Raw genomic sequence first — 19,274 nt, 5'->3', positions numbered from 1 at the left:
CGCTCCTTGTTTTAATGTACTGCCTTTACTGGCCGCTAAGGACTCGCGCAGGGTCAATATTGCTGGCGCGCCGCGCCGGATACCAACTTGCCAAAAGACTCAGCAACAATGCTGTGACCAGTACGTAGAAGACATCCAGCCAGTGCAATTCCGATGGCAGGAAGTCAATAAAATAGATATCGCTGGAGAGGAACTGATGACCGATCAGCTTTTCAATCCACTCGATGATCGGAGTAAGTTGCAGCGAAACCACTACGCCGATAATCACACCACACAAGCTGCCGAACAACCCTGCCAGTAATCCATACCAGACAAAAATGGCGCGAATTAAACCGTCTTTCGCGCCCAGCGTTCTTAATACTGCGATATCGCCACTCTTGTCTTTTACCGCCATCACTAAAGTGGAGACGATGTTGAAACAGGCCACGCCAATCACCAGTACCATCGCCAGATACATAATGGCGCGGATCATCTGGATATCACGATACATATAGCCGTAAGTGCCGATCCAGCTCTTGATATAAACATAGCTATTGGTCACTTCGCCCGCGTCACGCACCAGTTTGTTGGCGTTAAATACATCCGTCATTTTAAGGGCAATACCTGACACACTGGAACCCATATCAAGATATTGTTGGGCATCCGCCAGCGGGATCATGGCAAAACTGTGATCGAGTTGACCGCTCAGCTGCAAAATTCCGGCAATTTGCAAGCGCACACGTTTTGGCTGCATCAGTTTATGCTCGGGATTCGAATTTGGGATCATGATCGACACCCAATCGCCCTGCTTCACTTTTAACGCATCCGCTACGCCTTTGCCGATAATAATCTGCTGCTCACCGGCTTTAAAATTGTTCCAGGCATCACCCTGAACAAACGAGGGCAGCGCACTTAGGCGCTGTTCCTGTTGCGGATCAACCCCTTTAACCTGAAGCGCGCGCAGATTTGCTCCGCTTTCCACCAGCCCCGTGAAATTGATATACGGCGCAGCAGCGGCAATACCTGGCACTTTTTGCACGTTATCCAGTGCTTCCTGCCAGTTAGTCCACGGCTGATCCACTGCTTCAATTTCGCCATGCGGTACTACCGCCAGAATGCGGTTATTCAGTTCACGTTCAAAGCCGTTCATCGCGCTTAAGCCGACGATCAATACCGCCACGCCAAGTGCAATGCCAATGGTAGAAATGACGGAGATCAGCGACACCATGCCGCCACGCCGCCGTCCGCGACTAAAACGCAGACCAATTAATAACGATAAAGGCATCGCCATTACTCCGCCCCCATCAGGCTCAGTTCCGCCGTCAGACGACCATCACGCATTTCTAACTGGCGGCTCATACGTTTCGCCAGTTGCAGATCGTGAGTAACCACCAGGAAGGCGGTACCCTGCAAGCGATTCAACTCCCCAAGCAACTGGAAGATGCTGTCGGCGTTACGTGCGTCAAGGTTACCGGTAGGTTCATCTGCCAGTACCAGACGCGGGTTATTGACCAGCGCACGGGCAATCGCCACACGCTGACGTTCGCCGCCGGAAAGTTCGGATGGACGGTGATTCGCGCGATGCTCCAGCCCCACCGCTTTTAACATTTCCAACGCTCGACTGTTGATTTCAGCGGGCTTTTTCTTGCCAATCAGCAGCGGCATAGCTACGTTTTCCAGGGCGGTAAAATCCGGTAGCAGGTGGTGAAACTGATAAATAAAGCCCAGCTTCTGGTTGCGCAGTTCTGCTTTTGCCGCCGACGACAGTTTGCTCATCGGCTGACCGTTAAAAATCACATCGCCGGAAGTTGGCGTATCCAGCCCGCCCAGCAGGTGCAGCAAGGTACTTTTACCGGAACCAGAGCTACCGACGATCGCCATCATTTCACCTTCGCCCACGCTGAAACTGACATTGTGCAGCACGTCGGTTTGCACACTGCCTTCCTGATAGCGTTTGCACAGGTTGTCGCATTGCAACAGGATCTTATTCATAACGTAAAGCCTCAGCGGGTTGAGTGGCGGCAGCGCGCCAGGAAGGGTAAAGCGTAGAAAGCAGCGCGATAGCCATCGCCACCAGCGCAATAATAATGACCTGTAAAGGTTCGATAGCGACCGGCAGCGCCGCGCCATCAAGCAGGACGCCGATTATCGGCATCAGATTATTCAACTGGCTGGCAAGCAGCGCACCAAGCGCCGCTCCGAGGATTGCACCGATAATCCCGGCGCTGGCACCCTGTACCATAAAGACCATCATGATTTGTCGCGGAGTTAAACCTTGCGTTTGCAAAATCGCCACTTCGCCCTGCTTCTCCATCACCATCAGCCCCAGCGAGGTAATAATGTTAAACGCCGCAACGGCGACAATCAGGCTCAGCAGCAAGCCCATCATATTTTTTTCCATACGCACGGCCTGGAACAGCTCACCTTTACGGTCGCGCCAGTCCTGCCATTTACTGCCTTCTGGCAGTTTTTGCTGGCTTAACGAATCCACTTTCAGCGGCTCATCCAGCCACAGACGCCAGCCGGTGATATTACCTGCCGGATAACGCATCAGACGCGAGGCATCCTCAATATTCACCAGCATTTCATAGCCGTCGACTTCACTGTTGGCGGCAAAAGTGCCAATCACATTGAACAGACGCTGACTTGGAATACGCCCCATCGGCGTGAACTGGCTGGCGGAAGGCACCATCACGCGGATTTGGTCGCCGCGATTGACACCTAACTGTGAGGCAAGCTGTTCACCGAGGATGACATTATATTTCCCCGGCTCGAGGTTGGCTTGCTTCACATTGACCAGATACGGGGTTAGCGGATCTTTTTGCGCCGGATCGATACCTAGCATGACGCCTACCGCCACGCTGCGTGCGCTTTGCAGCACCACATCACCAGTAGTGATAGGCGCGACGCGATTTACGCCGTCCAGTTTGACTGCCGATTCCGGGAGTTTCTGCGGGTTAAGAGAGCCCTGCTCCGAAGAGAGGATCGCCTGTGGCATCAGGCCAAGGATGTTGTTTTGCAGCTCGCGCTCAAAGCCGTTCATCACTGACAATACTGTGACCAGCGCCATCACCCCGAGGGTAATGCCGATGGTAGAAAGCCAGGAGACGAAACGACCGAAGCGATCCGCTGCACGCCCACGCATGTAACGCAGGCCAATAAATAGAGCGACAGGTTGGTACATGAAATCCGTCTGGTTGCTGTTAGCAAAGACACGAGTATATAAGCGAAAGCAGGATGGGTAAACGCCTGAACTGTAAGTGATCATCAGGGCTAATCTGAAAAGCATCCATAAATCAATCGGCTAAATTGCCATATTTTACCAGCAGGCTTGCAGCCTGATCTTAATCTGAAAAATCATCTAATACAGACAGATACCCATTACACCTCGGTTAATAACCAGCAGGATCAGTTGTTGGTAAATTAATAAAAGAGCGTGTTGTTCTGATGAAACAAAAAGAACTATGGATTAACCAGATCAAAGGGTTATGCATCTGTCTGGTGGTGGTTTATCACTCGGTCATTACCTTTTATCCGCATATGACCACTTTTCAGCATCCGTTATCGGAAGTCCTGAGCAAATGCTGGATCTATTTCAATCTTTATCTTGCACCCTTTCGTATGCCGGTTTTTTTCTTTATCTCCGGCTATTTGATTCGCCGCTATATCGACAGTGTGCCGTGGGGAAATTGTCTCGATAAACGGATCTGGAGCATCTTCTGGGTGCTGGCGCTGTGGGGTATCGTCCAGTGGCTGGCGCTGAGCGCACTGAATCAGTGGCTGGCACCTGAGCGCGATTACAGCAATGCCTCAAATGCTGCTTATGCCGATTCCACCGGTGAGTTCCTGCACGGGATGATCACCGCCAGCACCAGCTTGTGGTATCTGTATGCTTTAATTGTCTATTTCGTGGTGTGTAAAATTTTTAACCGCCAGGCGCTGCCATTATTCGCCCTGTTTGTACTGATGAGTGTGGCTGTTAATTTCGTTCCCACGCCGTGGTGGGGAATGAACAGTGTGATCCGCAATTTGCCTTATTACAGCCTTGGCGCTTGGTTTGGCGCAACATTAATGACCTGTGTTAAAGAAGTACCGTTGCGCCGCCATCTGCTGATGTCTTCGCTGCTGGCCGTTCTGGCGGTCAGTGCCTGGTTGTTTAACGTGTCGCTACTCCTGTCGCTGGTATCGATTGTGGTGATCATGAAGCTGTTTTATCAGTACGAGCAGCGTTTCGGTATGCGCTCCTCCAGCCTGCTGAATGTGATTGGTTCCAACACCATTGCCATCTACACCACCCATCGCATTCTGGTAGAGATATTCAGCTTGAGTCTGATTCCGCAAATGAACGCAGCACGCTGGTCGCCGCAACTCGAACTGACGCTCCTGCTGGTTTACCCCTTTGTCAGTTTGTTGATTTGTACTGTTGCTGGCTTGTTGGTACGCAAAATTTCACAACGCGCATTCAGCGATCTGTTGTTCTCCCCGCCTTCTCTGCCTGCAACCAGTTACTCTCGCTAAGCCATCGCCCCAGCCGGGGCGATTCAATTTGCTAAACCATGTCGATTCCGGATAATGAACAGCATTGCTTATCAGAGATATGCCCCCATATGTTGAGGCATATCCTAACGAGAATCTGACAACCGTTATGCCTGAACAATATCGTTATACGCTGCCCGTCAAAGCGGGTGAACAGCGTCTGCTGGGCGAGTTAACCGGCGCTGCCTGTGCGACGCTGGTAGCGGAAATTGCCGAACGTCACGCCGGACCGGTGGTGCTCATCGCACCAGATATGCAAAATGCTCTGCGTTTGCATGATGAAATCAGCCAGTTCACCGACCAGATGGTGATGAATCTGGCGGACTGGGAAACCCTCCCTTACGACAGTTTTTCGCCTCATCAGGATATTATCTCCTCGCGTCTTTCCACTCTTTACCAGTTACCAACAATGCAGCGTGGTGTACTGATTGTTCCGGTGAATACGCTTATGCAGCGCGTTTGCCCGCACAGTTTTCTCCACGGTCATGCGCTGGTGATGAAAAAAGGTCAGCGCCTGTCACGAGATGCATTGCGTACCCAACTGGACAGCGCCGGTTATCGCCATGTTGATCAGGTAATGGAGCACGGTGAATACGCCACGCGCGGTGCGTTGTTGGATCTCTTCCCGATGGGGAGTGAGTTGCCTTATCGTCTTGATTTCTTTGATGATGAAATCGACAGCCTGCGAGTATTTGATGTCGATAGCCAGCGCACGCTGGAGGAAGTTGAAGCCATCAACCTACTGCCCGCACACGAATTTCCGACCGATAAAGCGGCAATTGAACTGTTCCGCAGTCAGTGGCGTGATTCTTTCGAAGTAAAACGCGATCCAGAACATATTTATCAACAAGTGAGCAAAGGCACATTGCCTGCCGGGATCGAGTACTGGCAACCACTGTTCTTCAGCGAACCGTTGCCGCCACTGTTCAGTTATTTCCCTGCAAATACACTGCTGGTGAATACTGGCGATCTGGAAAACAGTGCCGAACGTTTCCAGGCTGACACGCTGGCGCGTTTTGAGAATCGCGGCGTCGATCCGATGCGTCCACTACTGCCGCCACAATCGCTCTGGCTGCGGGTCGATGAACTGTTCTCAGAGCTGAAAAACTGGCCGCGTGTACAGCTAAAAAATGAACATTTACCGACAAAAGCAGCGAATGCCAATTTAGGCTTTCAGAAACTGCCAGACCTTGCCGTTCAGGCGCAGCAAAAAGCCCCGCTGGATGCGCTGCGTAAATTTCTTGAATCTTTCGACGGCCCGGTGGTGTTTTCGGTAGAAAGTGAAGGTCGCCGTGAAGCACTCGGAGAACTACTCGCCCGTATTAAAATTGCTCCGCAACGCATTATGCGCCTCGATGAGGCCAGCGACCGTGGGCGTTATCTGATGATTGGCGCTGCCGAACATGGTTTTGTCGATACGGTGCGTAATCTGGCACTGATTTGCGAAAGCGATCTGCTCGGTGAACGCGTTGCCCGTCGTCGTCAGGATTCTCGCCGCGCCATCAACCCCGATACACTGATCCGCAACCTCGCGGAACTGCATATTGGTCAGCCGGTGGTGCATCTGGAGCACGGTGTCGGGCGCTATGCCGGAATGACCACGCTGGAAGCTGGCGGCATTACCGGCGAGTATCTGATGCTCACCTATGCCAACGACGCCAAACTGTATGTTCCGGTGTCGTCGCTGCATCTGATTAGCCGTTACGCGGGTGGCGCGGAAGAAAATGCCCCGCTGCATAAACTTGGCGGCGATGCGTGGTCACGCGCTCGGCAGAAAGCGGCAGAAAAAGTGCGTGATGTGGCGGCGGAATTGCTGGATATCTACGCTCAACGCGCCGCCAAAGAGGGTTTCGCGTTTAAACACGATCGTGAGCAATATCAATTGTTCTGCGACAGCTTCCCCTTCGAAACCACGCCGGATCAGGCGCAGGCCATTAATGCGGTGCTTAGCGACATGTGTCAGCCGCTGGCAATGGATCGTCTGGTGTGCGGCGATGTTGGCTTTGGTAAAACAGAAGTAGCGATGCGCGCCGCTTTCCTGGCGGTAGAGAACCACAAGCAGGTGGCGGTGCTGGTGCCAACAACTCTGCTCGCGCAGCAGCATTACGACAACTTCCGCGACCGTTTCGCCAACTGGCCGGTACGCATCGAAATGATCTCCCGTTTCCGCAGCGCCAAAGAGCAGACGCAAATCCTTACGGAAGTGGCGGAAGGGAAAATCGATATTCTGATCGGTACGCACAAACTGCTGCAAAGTGACGTCAAGTTTAAAGATTTAGGCCTGCTGATTGTCGATGAAGAACACCGCTTCGGGGTGCGTCATAAAGAGCGCATTAAAGCGATGCGCGCGAACGTGGATATTCTGACACTTACCGCAACGCCGATCCCACGAACGCTGAATATGGCGATGAGCGGAATGCGCGATCTGTCGATTATCGCCACGCCGCCCGCCCGTCGTCTGGCAGTTAAAACCTTTGTCCGTGAGTACGACAGTCTGGTGGTCAGAGAGGCTGTCCTGCGTGAAATTCTGCGCGGGGGACAGGTTTATTATCTCTACAATGATGTGGAAAACATCCAGAAAGCCGCCGAACGGCTGGCAGAACTGGTGCCAGAAGCGCGGATCGCCATCGGTCACGGGCAGATGCGTGAGCGCGAACTGGAACGGGTGATGAATGATTTCCATCATCAGCGTTTTAACGTGCTGGTTTGTACCACAATTATCGAAACCGGGATCGACATCCCTACCGCCAACACCATTATTATTGAACGCGCAGATCACTTCGGTCTGGCGCAACTACACCAGTTGCGCGGCCGCGTCGGACGTTCGCATCACCAGGCATATGCATGGCTGCTGACGCCGCACCCGAAAGCGATGACTACCGATGCGCAAAAACGTCTCGAAGCGATTGCTTCTCTGGAAGACCTTGGCGCGGGCTTTGCGCTGGCAACGCACGATCTGGAGATTCGCGGCGCCGGTGAACTGCTCGGCGAAGAACAAAGTGGCTCGATGGAAACTATCGGTTTCTCGCTTTATATGGAGTTGCTGGAAAATGCCGTCGATGCACTGAAAGCCGGACGCGAGCCGTCGCTCGAAGATCTCACCAGCCAGCAAACGGAAGTCGAACTGCGGATGCCGTCGCTGTTGCCGGATGACTTCATTCCTGATGTAAATACCCGTCTGTCGTTCTATAAACGTATTGCCAGCGCCAAAACGGAAAGCGAGCTGGAAGAGATCAAAGTCGAACTTATCGATCGCTTCGGCCTGCTGCCGGATCCGGCGCGAACCCTACTGGATATTGCCCGTCTGCGCCAGCAAGCGCAGAAGCTGGGGATCAGGAAGCTGGAAGGGAACGAGAAAGGCGGTGTGATCGAATTTGCTGAGAAGAATCACGTGAATCCTGCCTGGCTGATTGGTTTGCTGCAAAAACAGCCGCAGCATTACCGCCTTGATGGCCCGACGCGCCTGAAGTTTATTCAGGATTTGAGCGAGCGGAAAACGCGAATCGAATGGGTGCGCCAGTTTATGCGTGAACTGGAAGAGAACGCGATCGCTTAATGGTAAATTGGGGGCGTTTCTTCGCCCCCATCCCCAACATTTACAAATTCTTTGCACTTCCCTGCACTATCCGACACTGTCACCATCCATAATTCAGACTTATCTTTTTATTACAATAACCTTATATTTATTATGGACTTTTGGTGATGATCAAAACGCGTTTTTCTCGCTGGCTAACGTTTTTTACGTTCGCCGCTGCCGTGGCGCTGACGCTACCGGCAAAAGCCAACACCTGGCCGCTGCCGCCTGCGGGCAGTCGTCTGGTGGGCGAAAACAAATTTCATGTGGTGGAAAATGACGGCGGTTCGCTGGAAGCGATCGCCAAAAAATATAACGTCGGCTTTCTCGCGCTGTTACAGGCTAACCCCGGCGTTGATCCGTATGTACCGCGCGCAGGCAGTGTGTTAACCATTCCATTGCAAACTTTACTGCCAGACGCGCCGCGTGAAGGCATTGTGATCAACATTGCGGAGTTGCGTCTCTATTACTACCCACCAGGCAAAAATTCAGTGACCGTGTACCCCATCGGCATTGGTCAGTTGGGGGGTGACACGCTGACGCCGACAATGGTGACTACCGTTTCGGACAAGCGTGCAAACCCAACCTGGACGCCGACTGCAAACATCCGCGCCCGTTATAAAGCCCAGGGGATTGAGCTTCCACCAGTCGTTCCGGCAGGACCGGATAACCCGATGGGCCATCATGCGATTCGTCTGGCGGCCTATAGCGGTGTCTATTTGCTTCACGGTACGAACGCCGATTTCGGTATTGGTATGCGGGTAAGTTCTGGCTGTATTCGTCTGCGTGATGACGATATCAAAACACTTTTCAGCCAGGTCAGCCCCGGCACCAAAGTGAACATTATCAACACGCCGATTAAAGTCTCCGCCGAGCCAAACGGCGCACGTCTGGTGGAAGTGCACCAGCCGCTGTCAGAGAAGATAGATGACGATCCGCAATTGTTGCCGATTACGCTCAACAGTGCGATGCAGGCATTTAAAAATGCTGCGCAAACTGACGCCGAAGTGATGCAGCACGTAATGGACGTGCGTTCCGGAATGCCGGCTGATGTGCGTCGTCATCAAGTGAATCAGCAAACGCTGTAAATCGCGGACAAAAAAATCCCCGCAGCACAGGGTGTTGCGGGGAAATAGCAGCAATAACAGGCATTAATGAGGGTTAATGCTTATTTATAAATTACTGCCGTTCCGTGGAGGGTATTCGGACCGGTTACTGAAGTAATACGGAAAGATTTTGCGCCCATCTCATCTGCTTTTTGTGCCAGTTGTTCTTCCAGCGATCCCAGATTTGTCCCCGCGTTAGCACTGATAGTGCCCACTTTTTGTTGACCTTCTGGTGTTGCCTGAACTTCGACAGCCGCAAAGCTGGCAAATGACATGGAGCTTAAAATCGCCGCAGCGATGAGGGTTTTTACATTTTTCATAATAGTGACCTTATGCAGATGAATAGCGTCGCAAGCAATTACTTAACGATCGATAACTAAATGATAGATGTGATCTTGATCACATACAAGATGTTTTTTATAACAATCATTAGTTAAATTAAAACCCTTTAAATTTCAGTTAAATAGAGGGAAATTATTTTTCTGTCTTCTGGACTGGTGAACGGAAGTGATTATTTTTATAATAACCGTTCATTCACAGCTACAAGGTACAACGGCATCATGGCAACTGACTCAACACATTGTGTAAAAAAAAGCCGTGGTCGCCCAAAAGTGTTCGACAGGGAAGCCGCGCTTGATAAGGCCATGAAGTTGTTCTGGCAGCATGGTTATGAAGCCACTTCTCTTGCCGATCTCGTCGAAGCGACCGGAGCCAAAGCGCCAACGCTATATGCGGAGTTCACCAATAAAGAGGGATTATTCCGCGCCGTACTTGATCGCTATATCGACCGTTTTGCCGCAAAGCACGAAGCACAACTGTTTTGTGAAGAGAAAAGTGTGGAGTCTGCGCTGACTGACTATTTCGCTGCCATCGCCAACTGCTTTACCAGCAAAGACACCCCTGCTGGCTGCTTTATGATCAACAACTGCACCACCCTCTCCCCGGATTCTGGAGATATCGCCAATACGTTGAAATCACGCCACGCGATGCAAGAACGCACCTTGCAGCAGTTTTTATGTCAACGCCAGGCGCGCGGGGAAATCCCTGCCCACTGTGACGTAACGCATCTGGCGGAATTCCTTAACTGTATTATTCAGGGGATGTCGATCAGCGCCCGCGAAGGCGCATCGCTGGAAAAACTGATGCAGATTGCCCGAACCACTTTGCGTTTATGGCCGGAACTGGTGAAATAAAGCGCAAAAAAAGCCCCTCAGCCTGAGCGAATGAGGGGCTAAATTGCAGAGTACAGCCTTGTTATACTTTGTTATTCAGAACCAGTTGTCCGTTGTTATCTAATTGGATTTGTGTACCCGGATCGCGGTCCATACGGATTTTGCCCTGCTGATCGCCAATCTTATAGGTCACGTCATAGCCGAGCATTTTTTCTGACTTGTCATACACCGTTTTACAACGCTGTTGGGTGGTGGTGTAAGTATCACGTTCCTGGAGAGAGCCCTGAATCTGGTTACCAGCATATCCACCACCAAGCGCCCCGACGACTGTAGCAACATCCTTACCGCGACCACCGCCAAACTGATGCCCTATCACCCCACCAGCCACAGCGCCCAGAACCGAACCCGCAATGCGATTTTCATCCTGCACCGGTCGGCGATGAGTCACTGTGACATTGCGGCACTCCTGGCGCGGTGTTTTAACCGTTTCCTTGATTGGGATTGCAGAAACAACCTGAGCGTATTGCGGGCCACGTTCAAACACGTTCAGGCTGGCCACTGCCGCTACGCCCAGCGCAGCCGCGACACCAATCCCGATACCCGCCAACATTGATTTATTCACGGGAACACCTCCTTCTTTGCAGTTATGTCAATCATGCAAGCGAAGGGGTGAAACAACCATCAGACAGAAGATGAAAAGCGCAGGAATGGCAGGAAATACTTAAGGATTCGGAGGAGTCTGAGGGAATGCCTGATGCGACGCTTAACGCGTCTTATCAGGCCTGCCGCTCATACTATTTATCCTGGGCGGATAAGGCATTTACGCCGCATCCGCCAGTACAAGTTGATTAATGCAGTTTCAAACGCGGACGGATAACGCGGTTGATACTCCCCACCAGCATCATTAATCCGGTTTTAAAGTAACCATGTAGCGCAATCTGATGCATTCGGTACAGCGAGATATACACAAAGCGCGCAATACGTCCTTCAATCATCATTGAGCCGCGCGTCAGGTTACCCATCAGGCTACCGACGGTAGAGAAGTTCGACAGCGATACCAGCGAACCGTGATCTTTATACTGATAATTTTTCAGCGGTTTGCCATTCATCTGCGCCAGAATATTGTTCATTGCGCAGGTAGCCATCTGGTGTGCGGCCTGAGCGCGCGGCGGAACAAAACCCCCTTCCGGACGCGGGCATGACGCACAGTCGCCAATAGCATAAATGTCTGGATCGCGCGTGGTTTGCAGCGTCGGTTCCACCACCAGCTGGTTGATACGGTTGGTCTCCAGCCCACCAATATCCTTCAGGAAATCTGGCGCTTTGATCCCGGCAGCCCACACCATCAGATCAGCCTCAATATATTCGCCATCTTTAGTGTGCAGCCCCCCTTCATCGGCGCTGGTGACCATGGTTTGCGTCAGCACGCGAACGCCCAGTTTCGTTAACTCATTGTGGGCGGCAGCAGAGATACGTGGCGGCAGCGCAGGCAAAATACGTTCGCCCGCTTCTACCAGCGTTACGTTCAACGCTTCGTTGGTCAGGCCTTTGTAACCGTAGCTGTGCAGTTGCTTGACGGCGTTGTGCAATTCAGCGGAGAGTTCTACACCCGTCGCGCCGCCGCCAACAATCGCAATATTCACTTTGCCATTCGCGCCCAGGTTGGCGGAGTATTTCAGGAACAGATTCAGCATCTCCTGATGGAAACGACGCGCCTGATGCGGGTTATCGAGGAAAATACAGTTCTCTTTTACACCCGGCGTATTGAAATCGTTAGAGGTGCTGCCCAGCGCCATCACCAGCGTGTCATAGGCGATTTTACGTTCCGGAACCAGCAGTTCACCTTTTTCGTCGCGCAGTTCTGCAATAGTGATTGTTTTCGCTTCACGATCAATATCAATTACGGAACCCAGCTGGAACTGAAAACCATGATTACGCGCATGAGCCAGGTAGCTCAGTGCATCGACGCCTTCATCAAGCGAGCCAGTCGCCACTTCGTGCAGCAGCGGTTTCCACAGGTGGCTGTGGTTACGATCGACCAGCGTAATTTTGGCTTTTTTCTTGCGTCCCAGCTTATGCCCCAGCTGTGTCGCCATTTCCAGCCCACCAGCACCGCCGCCGACAATCACAATTTTTTTCAATGGCGTAGTCAACGTGACCCCCTTAAATTTATTAACCAATTGTTAATTAATAGTTATTAAGATAGCTCTTAATTAACAATAGGTTACAGCAATGAAAATGTTCTTCGCTATTGAGAATAACATGAATGGTGCATTGGTCATACCAAAATTGATGTTAATCAAGTTTTGTTGCTGAAAAGATAGGCGACTTTACCGGGTGAGATCAAAAAACAGAGTTTATTGTTTATTATTTAAGCGGACTCGGGAGAGTGAGGCGTATATAGAGGGCAATTGGTGGGCCTGATAAGATGCGCAGCATCGCATCAGGCATTGGTACACGGCTGTCGGATGTGGCGTGGACGCTTCATCCAACCTACAGAATCCGGGGCGCATCAGATATAGGCAAGGTTACCTGATGCGACCGAGGATAGCTTTAACCGAGGGTTTTGAACGCCTTAATGCGCTGCAAATGCGGAGAGATATTTTTGAATTTGTGCGTCTGATCTTCGTCCCAGACAATCTCGTAATAATGATGCAACTCTTCAGATGTCCGCTGACTATTAAGCGCCTCATCATTACGCGACAATATCACCAGACAACGATCGCGATTCTTCTCGCGGAAGTTAGTCACACATTTAGTCGCGATGTCGGCGTACTCTTCCGGGCGATCAATCTTCCCTTCCATGTTCTCGTAAGGGAACAAATTAGGGTTGAAGATCACCTGGCGGATATCACAGAGAAAACCAATCCGTTCCGCCCAGTATCCGCCCAGACCAACGCCGCAAATTAGCGGGCGCTCGTCGACGTTCAGTTGCAGCATTTTGTCTACTTCTTTGAGCAGATGCTGCATATCGTGTTTCGGATGCAGAGTGCTGTAGCTTATCAAGCGCACATCCGGGTCAATAAACTGCAATTGTAAAACTTTCTCGTGGTTACCCGGACTGTTAGAGTCAAAACCGTGTAAATAGATAATCATCGCTTCCTCACATAAGCCAGGGTTAGTGACCTGCTTTCTCTTCCTGCCAGCGTTCATGTAACTGATTCAGACGGGCGCTGATCTCTTTCCAGCGAGCCGAGTCCATCAGCTCCTGTCGCGAAAATGAACCTTTATGATACAAACGTGTAACACGCTCTGCCTTGATCGGTGACAGATTATCTAACACGCTGACGGCCCCTTTACGATTATTGCAGACCAGGATCATATCGCAACCCGCATCCAGTGATGCCTGCCCACGTTCGGCATAACTGCCCATAATCGCGGCACCTTCCATCGATAAATCGTCTGAGAAAATCACGCCGTCAAACCCCAGCTCCTGACGTAAAACAGTTTTCAACCAGTAGGGAGAACCGCTAGCCGGACGTGGATCAACATCGCTGTAGATCACATGCGCAGGCATAATGGCGTCGAGTTTATTTTCGCGAATTAACGTACTGAAGACCGACATATCTTTGGCGCGAATTTCCGCTTGCGGACGTGGGTCGCACGGTGTCTCTTTGTGCGAATCTGCCGTTACTGCACCGTGGCCAGGAAAATGTTTACCGGTGCTTTTCATTCCGGCTTCATGCATACCATCAATAAACTGGCTGGCGATTGCGAGGGCTTTTTCGGGATCGGCATGGTAAGAACGCTCGCCAATCGCCGCGCTAATGTGCCCTACGTCCAGCACGGGTGCAAAGCTTATATCAATATCCATGGCGATCATTTCGCTGGCCATCAACCAGCCTGCCTCTTGCGCCAGTTTGCCGCCTTCTTCCATTCCCAACAGCGCAGCGAATGATTGCGCCGCTGGCAAGCGGGTAAAACCTTCACGAAAACGCTGCACTCGCCCACCTTCCTGATCCACCGCCACCACCAGATGATTGCGCGAAGCTGTGCGGATTTGGCGCACCAGTTCGCGTAATTGCGCAGGATCATGATAGTTACGCGTAAAGAGAATCAGCCCTCCCACCAGCGGGTGCGCCAGTATTTCACGCTCTTCCGCGTCCAGTTCGTAACCTTCAACATCCAACATTACTGGACCCACACTGCTCTCCTTATTGTTTTATTGATAGCTGCCGCCAGGTGTCATCGGCAAGCCTGATAAATTGTTGATCGCCGGTTTGTTGCCAACGGTACTCAAACCACCCTGCTTTGAGCATCAGCAACCAGGGAAACCAGCGCCTGACCTGACGCCATAATTGCGCCGGATTAATCTTCGCACGCGCGGCATAGTCATTGACCAATTGCCGATGCTGGTGAGTATTTTCCACCCACACCGCCGCCAGTTCCAGCGCGATATCGCCATCACCGGCATACTCCCAGTCAATGAGTTTTAACCCTGACTCACTATGCACTAAGTTTCCGGCATGAACATCCATATGCAATGGGCTTAAGCGTAATGGCTGTGGTTCCCGTATTTTGCGCAGACGTTTTAATAGTCGCAGCCAATCCGCAGTCCGCCGCGCCGGATCGCTTCGCTGCCAGTACCGTTCCAGTAACGGTAGCAGGGTTATTCGCCAGCCAAAACGCGGTTGTTGATGCAGATAATACAGCAAGCCTGCCAGTTCGTCGGTATCCGGCAATTGCGTTTTTACCTCGCCGGGCAAATAGTCGACCACCATCCAGCCACGGAGATAGAGATGTGGCTTCGGTGCAAGGTATGCCGGTAATCGTGTTAACGCCCGATACTGGCGCAGAAACACGGACTGCGGTGCATCAGGATCGTGAGTCTGACGCACAACGAAACGCAGATCCTGATGTTCAATGAGAAAACTCCCGCCGCTAAGTCCATGATTAAACGTCGCGACGGGATGATACTGCGGGAAATAGCGCGACAATAATTCGTCGCGCGTGATGGGGTTATTGTTGCTGAACGGCACCTTTACCTGACCAGATAATTTCACCCGTCTGCACCAGCATGAGTTGCATTTGCAGGGTCGGTGCGTTGACGTTACCAGAGGCACTGGAGTACAGCACATAATGAGCGCCGACGTTACGGGCAATGCCAATCGCTTTACTGCGAGTGCCTAAACTGTCCTGCGGCGACAAACCTAACTGCTGTTTGGCCATTGAAAGCTGTTGGGCAGAAACGAGTGTAAATTTACCGTTATTGGCCAGCGCATTACGTAGCGTTTCGGTCGCTTCTCCGGCATTCAGCGAACCGTTAGTACGGTTATTAACGCTATCAACCAGCAGAACGCTGCCTGCGGTCACACCATCAGCCCCAAGCATTTTACTGACCATCGGCTGCATTGCGCCGTTCCAGTCATAATGACGAATATGCGGCGCAGGCGGTGCAGTTTGATCTTCGTGCTCAATTGGCCCTGGCTGCTGCGGGATCGTCGGCACCGATGGCACGGTTGGTACTGGCTGTTGCGGCTCGGCTGGTTGCTCCGGCGCAGGTTTCACCTCTTCTACCGGTGCAGGTTCTCGAGGCCCCACACACCCGGCGAGAAACATCGCCAGCGCGGTGATTAAGGCGTAGCGACTCATTTTTGTCATCAAGATTCACCCCTTACAAATATAGATAAAGTCTGACTTTGTGCGCCCCCAGATAATTGGCGCTGCCGTACAGAGTTACCGCCGAACGTGCGGGAATGGTAACGCTGCGGGGCGTTTCCAGAGGATGCATCTCCAGCCCTCTGGCGTCATACCAGTAAAAACGATAATGAACGGTAACGGGTTCTTGCCTTTCGTTATAAAGCGTCGAGGATGCTGAAGGCTGAATATCAGACATTGAAAGAACGGGCTTTTCTGCACTGATGCCCGCAGCCAGAAGAGATGACTCCATCACCAGCGATTGCTCATCATTCACCGGAATTTCCGGATGTGAACGACACCCCACCAGCAATAACAGCGCCAGAGACACCAGCCCAAAGCATCCTTTTCTCATCGTTACAGACCTTTATGCGCCAGCATTGGGCCAAGAGGACGGCCACCCAGCAAGTGCATATGGATGTGGTACACCTCTTGCCCGCCATGGCGGTTGGTGTTCATGATCAGACGATAGCCATCTTCGGCAATGCCTTCTTGCTCAGCAATTTTTGCCGCTACAGTGATCATGCGTCCCAGCGCCTGCTCATGCTCGGCAGAGACGTCGTTCACGGTAGGAATCAGGATATTAGGAATGATGAGAATATGTGTTGGCGCTTGCGGCGAAATATCGCGAAACGCCGTTACCAGATCATCCTGGTAGACGATATCGGAGGGGATCTCACGACGAATAATTTTGCTGAAAATAGTTTCTTCTGCCACGACATTTTCCTTTTTTAAATAGCCATGCGTTGCGCCATGCTACGCCGCGCCACACTGCGAGTATAGAGTATGGTCGAGTTAAACCCGCTCTTTCAACCTTAACCCACGATTTATTAAGCAAAAAACCGTTTTACTGCCGCATACATCGCCATTATTCCCCTTTATGCCTATGAATGAACCGAAAACACACTTTCTCTTTGGTTTACATGTTAAATATGAATGCGTATATTTCTCATTTGCATTACCATGCAGAATTATTAGCGCGCTAAATATAAACGCTCATCACCTTCCTCTGGAATGAGCCTGACTACAACATAAATCAAGAGATTTCAGATGCTTTCGACACAATTTAACAGGGATAATCAGCATCAAGCCGCAGCCACGCCGTCGCTGCTCGCAGCCTGCATTGCTCTGGCCTTATTTCCTTCCTCCACTCTGGCCGTGCCAACCGCCGAAGAAACGGTGATTGTTGAGGGAGCAACCAATGCTCCAGTTGATGACGAAAATGATTACAGCGTAACGTCTACCTCTGTAGGTACTAAAATGCAGATGACCCAACGTGATATTCCACAGTCGGTCACTATTGTCAGCCAGCAGCGAATGGAAGATCAGCAACTGCAAACGCTGGGCGAAGTGATGGAAAATACCCTCGGGATTAGCAAAAGCCAGGCTGACTCCGACCGTACCCTCTATTATTCGCGTGGATTCCAGATCGATAACTATATGGTCGATGGTATTCCCACCTATTTTGAATCACGCTGGAATCTGGGCGATGCACTCACTGATATGGCGTTGTTCGAGCGTGTAGAAGTGGTGCGTGGCGCGACCGGGCTAATGACCGGTACTGGCAATCCTTCTGCAGCGATTAATATGGTTCGCAAACATGCCACCAGCCGTGAATTTAAAGGCGATGTCTCGGCGGAATACGGAAGCTGGAACAAAGAACGGTATGTGGCGGATTTACAAAGTCCGCTCACGGAAGATGGTAAAGTCCGCGCGCGAATTGTCGGCGGCTATCAGAACAACGATTTATGGCTGGATCGCTACAACAGCGAAAAGACTTTCTTCTCCGGCATTGTGGATGCTGATTTGGGCGAGCTGACCACGCTTTCTGCCGGTTATGAATATCAACGTATTGATGTTAATAGCCCAACCTGGGGTGGCCTGCCACGCTGGAATACCGATGGCAGCAGCAACAGTTACGATCGCGCCCGCAGCACCGCGCCTGACTGGGCGTATAACGACAAAGAGATCAACAAAGTCTTTCTGTCACTGAAGCAACGATTTGCCGATACCTGGCAGGCGACGCTGAATGCCACCCATTCCGAAGTCGAATTTGACAGCAAAATGATGTATGTCGACGCCTACGTAAATAAAGCAGATGGAACGTTAGTGGGACCATATGGCAGCTATGGCCCCGGATTTGATTATGTGGGCGGCACTGGCTGGAACAGTGGCAAACGTAAAGTTGACGCGCTGGATCTGTTTGCCGACGGTAGTTATGAAGTGTTTGGTCGCCAGCACAATCTGATGCTCGGCGGTAGCTACAGTAAACAAAACAACCGCTATTTCAGCTCCTGGGCCAACGTTTTCCCCAATGAAATTGGCAGTTTCTACAACTTCAACGGTAACTTCCCGCAGACCAACTGGGCACCGCAAAGCCTGGCACAGGACGATACCACACATATGAAATCGTTGTATGCCGCCACCCGCGTCACCCTCGCCGATCCGCTGCATCTGATCCTCGGCGCACGTTATACCAACTGGCGGGTTGATACACTGACTTACAGCATGGAGAAAAACCACACCACGCCTTATGCTGGTCTGGTGTTTGACATCAATGACAACTGGTCGACCTACGCCAGCTATACCTCTATTTTCCAGCCACAAAATGATCGTGACAGTTCGGGTAAATATCTGGCGCCGATCACCGGTAACAACTACGAACTGGGTCTGAAATCAGACTGGATGAATAGCCGTCTGACCACCACGTTAGCCATCTTCCGTATTGAGCAGGATAATGTCGCCCAGTCCACCGGAATGCCTATCCCCGGCAGTAACGGCGAAACCGCCTATAAAGCGGTGGATGGGACAGTAAGTAAAGGCGTGGAATTTGAACTTAACGGCGCAATTACCGACAACTGGCAACTGACGTTTGGCGCAACGCGCTATCTGGCGGAAGATAACGAAGGGAATGCCGTTAACCCGAATCTGCCGCGTACCACGGTTAAAATGTTTACCAGCTATCGGTTGCCTGTCATGCCAGAGTTGACGGTCGGCGGTGGTGTTAACTGGCAAAATCGCGTGTATACCGACACCGTGACACCGTATGGCACCTTCCGCGTCGAGCAAGGTAGCTACGCGCTGGTGGATCTGTTCACCCGCTACCAGGTGACAAAAAACTTCTCGTTGCAGGGTAACGTCAATAATCTGTTCGATAAAACCTATGACACTAACGTGGAAGGTTCTGTCGTCTACGGCGCACCACGTAATTTTAGTATTACCGGCACGTATCAGTTCTGATTAACACCTGTAAAAAAGGCAGCCATCCGG

Annotated in this window: 17 protein-coding genes; 5 read left to right on the top strand and 12 right to left on the bottom strand. The window is 51.5% G+C overall.

Annotation, left to right across the window (positions count from 1 at the left end; genetic code table 11):
- Window positions 1-25: 25 nt before the first annotated feature.
- The 3 genes from lolE to lolC are packed head-to-tail and all read right to left on the bottom strand — an operon-like array spanning window position 26 to window position 3,163.
- Window positions 26-1,270 carry a lipoprotein-releasing ABC transporter permease subunit LolE gene (lolE, locus tag RGV86_RS21540; RefSeq protein WP_001251371.1) on the bottom strand — a complete coding sequence of 415 codons (1,245 nt, stop codon included), beginning with the start codon at window positions 1,268-1,270 and terminating at the stop codon, window positions 26-28.
- Window positions 1,270-1,971: a lipoprotein-releasing ABC transporter ATP-binding protein LolD gene (lolD, locus tag RGV86_RS21535; RefSeq protein WP_001033695.1), complete on the bottom strand. Its 702-nt coding sequence runs from the start codon at window positions 1,969-1,971 to the stop codon at window positions 1,270-1,272. The genes lolE and lolD overlap by 1 nt, the downstream gene beginning before the upstream one ends.
- On the bottom strand, window positions 1,964-3,163 hold the full coding sequence (gene lolC / locus RGV86_RS21530; protein ID WP_000284716.1) for a lipoprotein-releasing ABC transporter permease subunit LolC: 1,200 nt from the start codon (window positions 3,161-3,163) through the stop codon (window positions 1,964-1,966). The genes lolD and lolC overlap by 8 nt, the downstream gene beginning before the upstream one ends.
- A 263-nt stretch (window positions 3,164-3,426) precedes the next feature.
- Here lolC and RGV86_RS21525 point away from each other — a divergent pair, with 263 nt between their 5' ends.
- From RGV86_RS21525 to ldtC, 3 genes are all read left to right on the top strand, one after another.
- Window positions 3,427-4,497, top strand: a complete 1,071-nt coding sequence (locus tag RGV86_RS21525) for an acyltransferase family protein (protein WP_000810304.1) — start codon at window positions 3,427-3,429, stop codon at window positions 4,495-4,497.
- A 127-nt stretch (window positions 4,498-4,624) separates the two neighbouring features.
- Window positions 4,625-8,071: a transcription-repair coupling factor gene (gene mfd / locus RGV86_RS21520; protein ID WP_085460632.1), complete on the top strand. Its 3,447-nt coding sequence runs from the start codon at window positions 4,625-4,627 to the stop codon at window positions 8,069-8,071.
- A gap of 143 nt (window positions 8,072-8,214) precedes the next feature.
- Window positions 8,215-9,177, top strand: coding sequence for a L,D-transpeptidase LdtC (gene ldtC, locus RGV86_RS21515; protein WP_085460631.1), 963 nt, complete (start codon window positions 8,215-8,217; stop codon window positions 9,175-9,177).
- A gap of 80 nt (window positions 9,178-9,257) precedes the next feature.
- Here ldtC and bhsA read toward each other — a convergent pair whose 3' ends face one another.
- Window positions 9,258-9,515: a multiple stress resistance protein BhsA gene (gene bhsA / locus RGV86_RS21510; RefSeq protein ID WP_000800147.1), complete on the bottom strand. Its 258-nt coding sequence runs from the start codon at window positions 9,513-9,515 to the stop codon at window positions 9,258-9,260.
- 240 nt (window positions 9,516-9,755) lie between these two features.
- Here bhsA and comR point away from each other — a divergent pair, with 240 nt between their 5' ends.
- Complete coding sequence (gene comR / locus RGV86_RS21505; protein WP_085460630.1) at window positions 9,756-10,388, top strand: TetR family copper-responsive transcriptional repressor ComR; 633 nt, start codon at window positions 9,756-9,758, stop codon at window positions 10,386-10,388.
- 61 nt (window positions 10,389-10,449) lie between these two features.
- On the opposite strand, the gene RGV86_RS21500 is transcribed toward comR, so the two are convergent.
- From RGV86_RS21500 to hinT, 8 genes are all read right to left on the bottom strand, one after another.
- Window positions 10,450-10,989 (bottom strand): glycine zipper 2TM domain-containing protein, encoded by a 540-nt coding sequence (locus RGV86_RS21500; protein ID WP_024212421.1) that lies wholly within the window; start codon window positions 10,987-10,989, stop codon window positions 10,450-10,452.
- A gap of 226 nt (window positions 10,990-11,215) precedes the next feature.
- On the bottom strand, window positions 11,216-12,520 hold the full coding sequence (ndh, locus tag RGV86_RS21495) for an NADH-quinone dehydrogenase (RefSeq protein ID WP_000211045.1): 1,305 nt from the start codon (window positions 12,518-12,520) through the stop codon (window positions 11,216-11,218).
- Between the two features lie 400 nt (window positions 12,521-12,920).
- A complete protein-coding gene (gene ycfP, locus RGV86_RS21490) occupies window positions 12,921-13,463 on the bottom strand; it encodes an alpha/beta hydrolase YcfP (RefSeq protein ID WP_000587921.1) in 543 nt (180 codons plus the stop codon).
- A gap of 22 nt (window positions 13,464-13,485) precedes the next feature.
- Window positions 13,486-14,511 carry a beta-N-acetylhexosaminidase gene (nagZ, locus tag RGV86_RS21485; protein ID WP_000529323.1) on the bottom strand — a complete coding sequence of 342 codons (1,026 nt, stop codon included), beginning with the start codon at window positions 14,509-14,511 and terminating at the stop codon, window positions 13,486-13,488.
- A 10-nt stretch (window positions 14,512-14,521) separates the two neighbouring features.
- On the bottom strand, window positions 14,522-15,346 hold the full coding sequence (gene thiK, locus RGV86_RS21480; protein WP_085460629.1) for a thiamine kinase: 825 nt from the start codon (window positions 15,344-15,346) through the stop codon (window positions 14,522-14,524).
- Window positions 15,327-15,968 (bottom strand): penicillin-binding protein activator LpoB, encoded by a 642-nt coding sequence (lpoB, locus tag RGV86_RS21475; RefSeq protein ID WP_000164436.1) that lies wholly within the window; start codon window positions 15,966-15,968, stop codon window positions 15,327-15,329. The genes thiK and lpoB overlap by 20 nt, the downstream gene beginning before the upstream one ends.
- Window positions 15,969-15,981: 13 nt before the next feature.
- On the bottom strand, window positions 15,982-16,359 hold the full coding sequence (locus tag RGV86_RS21470; RefSeq protein WP_085460628.1) for a YcfL family putative periplasmic lipoprotein: 378 nt from the start codon (window positions 16,357-16,359) through the stop codon (window positions 15,982-15,984).
- A 2-nt stretch (window positions 16,360-16,361) separates the two neighbouring features.
- Window positions 16,362-16,721 (bottom strand): purine nucleoside phosphoramidase, encoded by a 360-nt coding sequence (gene hinT / locus RGV86_RS21465; RefSeq protein WP_000807125.1) that lies wholly within the window; start codon window positions 16,719-16,721, stop codon window positions 16,362-16,364.
- A 333-nt stretch (window positions 16,722-17,054) separates the two neighbouring features.
- On the opposite strand from hinT, the gene fhuE reads away from it, so the two are divergent.
- The gene (fhuE, locus tag RGV86_RS21460; protein ID WP_032225412.1) at window positions 17,055-19,244 is read left to right on the top strand and encodes a ferric-rhodotorulic acid/ferric-coprogen receptor FhuE; all 2,190 of its coding nucleotides are present in this window, start codon (window positions 17,055-17,057) and stop codon (window positions 19,242-19,244) included.
- The last annotated feature ends 30 nt before the right edge of the window (window positions 19,245-19,274 follow it).

It is taken from the genome of Escherichia ruysiae (assembly GCF_031323975.1).
GTDB classification, from domain to species: domain Bacteria; phylum Pseudomonadota; class Gammaproteobacteria; order Enterobacterales; family Enterobacteriaceae; genus Escherichia; species Escherichia ruysiae.
The sequence above is the reverse complement of the archived record's forward strand: the minus strand, read 5'-3'. Positions and strand labels throughout refer to the sequence as shown.